This is a genomic window from Campylobacterota bacterium (assembly GCA_040752835.1).
In the GTDB taxonomy this organism is placed as follows: domain Bacteria; phylum Campylobacterota; class Campylobacteria; order Campylobacterales; family Sulfurimonadaceae; genus Sulfuricurvum.
In genome coordinates, this window is the sequence record JBFMGG010000009.1 from 1 (window position 1) to 2,768 (window position 2,768).

General features: G+C 63.3%; 5 protein-coding genes. 4 read left to right on the forward strand and 1 reads right to left on the reverse strand.

The window, feature by feature from the left end; translation table 11 throughout:
* Both AB1763_11045 and AB1763_11050 read left to right on the forward strand, forming a co-directional pair.
* A partial coding sequence (locus AB1763_11045) for a hypothetical protein (protein ID MEW5833359.1) occupies positions 1–308 on the forward strand: 308 nt, incomplete at its 5' end.
* Positions 305–652: a hypothetical protein gene (locus tag AB1763_11050; protein MEW5833360.1), complete on the forward strand. Its 348-nt coding sequence runs from the start codon at positions 305–307 to the stop codon at positions 650–652. The genes AB1763_11045 and AB1763_11050, both read left to right, overlap by 4 nt.
* 258 nt (positions 653–910) lie before the next feature.
* Here the strand turns inward: AB1763_11050 and AB1763_11055 are convergent, their stop codons facing one another.
* Complete coding sequence (locus AB1763_11055) at positions 911–1,756, reverse strand: rhodanese-like domain-containing protein (protein MEW5833361.1); 846 nt, start codon at positions 1,754–1,756, stop codon at positions 911–913.
* 161 nt (positions 1,757–1,917) lie between these two features.
* Between AB1763_11055 and AB1763_11060 the strand changes: the two genes are divergently transcribed.
* Both AB1763_11060 and AB1763_11065 read left to right on the forward strand, forming a co-directional pair.
* A complete protein-coding gene (locus AB1763_11060; protein MEW5833362.1) occupies positions 1,918–2,454 on the forward strand; it encodes a hypothetical protein in 537 nt (178 codons plus the stop codon).
* A gap of 3 nt (positions 2,455–2,457) precedes the next feature.
* The gene (locus AB1763_11065) at positions 2,458–2,712 is read left to right on the forward strand and encodes a hypothetical protein (GenBank protein ID MEW5833363.1); all 255 of its coding nucleotides are present in this window, start codon (positions 2,458–2,460) and stop codon (positions 2,710–2,712) included.
* Positions 2,713–2,768 lie beyond the last annotated feature (56 nt).

The window sequence follows — 2,768 nt, forward strand, 5'->3', positions numbered from 1 at the left end:
AACACGCCGTGAGCAAGCTGTTGTCGCTGTACCGTTCGTCCGCGGCTCGCGTGATCGAGGTCAAAGTGCCGGCGAACAGACGCGATGATGCGCCCCGGGCCTTCATCCCGATCGATGACGACGGCGACCTGGCCCTTAGTCCGGCATTCAGCGGCATCGGCACGATCGAGGCAGGCAATCTTGAGATCCGCATCGAACGCAGCCCGGAAGGGATGACCCTCGACGTTCGCCCGGCAGGCCGGGATACGGCCGAGAGCCTCGGCACCCTGTCGGTGCTGTACGCGCAGGCCATCCAGGAGAAAAAGTGATGCAAGCACACGAGCATGCGGGCCTCGAGCGCAGGCCGGAGCCGCAAGTCGTATCCATCGAGATCAGCCTTGCAGATGGAACCCTGATCTCAGGGGAAGCGGGGTACTGGCACGACACGGGCGAAGTCGTTCTGGCGGCTGAAGTCGAGGCAGAGATCGATCGACGTTGGAACGATCCTGTCACCGGCGCCGCGGCGATCATCGGCGGCCAGGTGGTCCCCATGATCTGCCCAGAGGGAGTATGGATCATCGCGCCCGAGTTGGGCCATGATGGAAATTCCAACGGAATAGGAGACGATCCATGTCAGGGATACGTGGCATCAGCGGCGATCTGCGCCAGCTGATCAAGGAGGCCGAGAAGGATGGCTGGAGCGCCGAACGCACCCGTGGCGGCCACATACGGTTCACGCGACCGGGGCGTGGGCCCGTCTTCTTCGGCAGCACCCCGGGCGATCGCCGGGCCTACATGAACTGCCGGTCGGCCTTGCGACGGGCGGCCGCGCCCGCGCACCGCCACAGAACACCCGCTGGACGAAAGAAGAAACCCCGCGCAAGGCGGGGTTTTTCGTGGATAGAGATACGCGTTTCAGGTCGAACCCGCGTTACGCGCCGCTCGATGGGCCTGAGAGGGCGGCTGCGCGCTTCTTCCGGCTCTCGTCCTGGATCATGTCGAAGTAGGCGCGCATGCCTCCCTTCATGAAGAAGTAGTTCGGCAACCCCTCGGCTTCGACCAGGTACTGCAGATGCTTCACGCGCTGACCCGTCGCGTCGAAGAAAAACACTGACCGTCCCTCCGTGCGTGCGCGGACGAGGATCTCCTTCAGCTTCGCCATGTCGACGCCGGTGCGGATGTCGCGCATGGCAAAGAGCGCAATCCCGTCCCGCTGGAGATCGTCGCGGATGTCGACCACCAGGGCCTCAGGGTCCTTGGCGCGGCTGATGAACTCCACCGGGGGCAGGTTGTGCACCTGGAACTTCTCTGCGGAGATCAGGGCACGTGAGTCGAGATGACCGCGGTTCAGGAAGTTCGTTCTCGCCGGGTTGGCCGCGGCCCACTCCAGAATGCCGGCGTCATACGCGAGCGGGGCCAGGGCGTCGTCGGCCTCACTCATCCTCGAGGCGGCCTGGTAGGACTTCTCACAGGTATGGCCGTTGCAATAGAACACGACCCGCTTGCCGCCAGCCTGCTCGTGGAGCGCCGTGACCTGCTGGGTGAAGTCCTGCGTGGACAGGGGCAGGTTGGTGGCGCCCTTAATGTGCATGATCGAGAACTCGAACGGGGGGCGCACATCGACCACGGTGTAGGCGTCGAGATCGGACGAGAGTTTCTCCGTGTCGATCACCTCAACATGGGGGAAGTGCTTGCGATGCGGGAATCCATCGTTGGCGAGGAGAGGAGTGGCGACCCCCAGGGCGAGGGCGAACGAAACCAGGGTTTGTTTGAGCATGGGTGAAAGTCCTCTTCATTGCTCATTGGGAGGCGGGAAAACCCGGCCCGAGCGGCACGTCGTCCGATGTGCGCGAAGGCGGCGGAAGTCTAGCAGGGATCGCTTGCAAGTTTCTCCGGTCATGAGAGGGTGGAACGGTACTCACTCACAAGGGATCAGCCATGACCAGCAAATACACACTCAAGAACGTCAAAACCTTCTCGGGCATGGAAGGCCGGGGATTTAACGCTTCGCTGTATCGCGACGGGAAGAAGGTTGCCGAAGTGCGCGATGACGCCACGGGCGGCCCGCTGCGTTTCGACTGGGCGGACGCCCTGCAGCCGAAAGTCGTGATCGATGCGTTCGACTACGCCGGCAATCCCATCCGCTTCAATGGGAGCGAGGAGGAAAAGCGCCTGCATGATTTCTGCAACGCATTGCCGCAGCGCGAGTCCAATGGCCGAACGCTCCGCGTGGACCCGGACTGGTACGTGAGCGAGTTGGTCGATACCGCCGACCTGATGAAGCGCGTCAAACGCCACATGAAGACCAAGGTGGTGATCATCGAGGGCACGACCATCAGCACCATCAGCTATGCCGCGGGGATCACGCCAGAGACGCTGGCGGCCGCCCGCAAGAACAACCCGAAAGCGGTGGTGCTGAATGGCCTGAGCGACGCCGAACTGGCCCCCTATGTGGCCAAAGCGCTGGAGGGATGAGTGATGGAGCGACCGACAAAAGAGCAGGTTGATCAAGCGATCGAGAACGCCGGCCTCGCCTTCTGGGCGACCATCGCCGCAGCTTTTCCGGAGATCAAGACCGGCGACTTCCCCCCCGACGCCGACTACGCATTCAAGGCGGCACAGCGCGACGCGGTGAGCCTATGGCTCGAATGGAACCATCCTGCCTTGAACGAGCCCGAAGCGCAGGCTTCACCGGGCGCAGGCGACACTCCGGGCGGCCACGAGGGCGCGTGATGCGCGTGTCGGCAAAGGAAGCCCTCGAACGCGGATGGATCACGCCCGACCAGGTG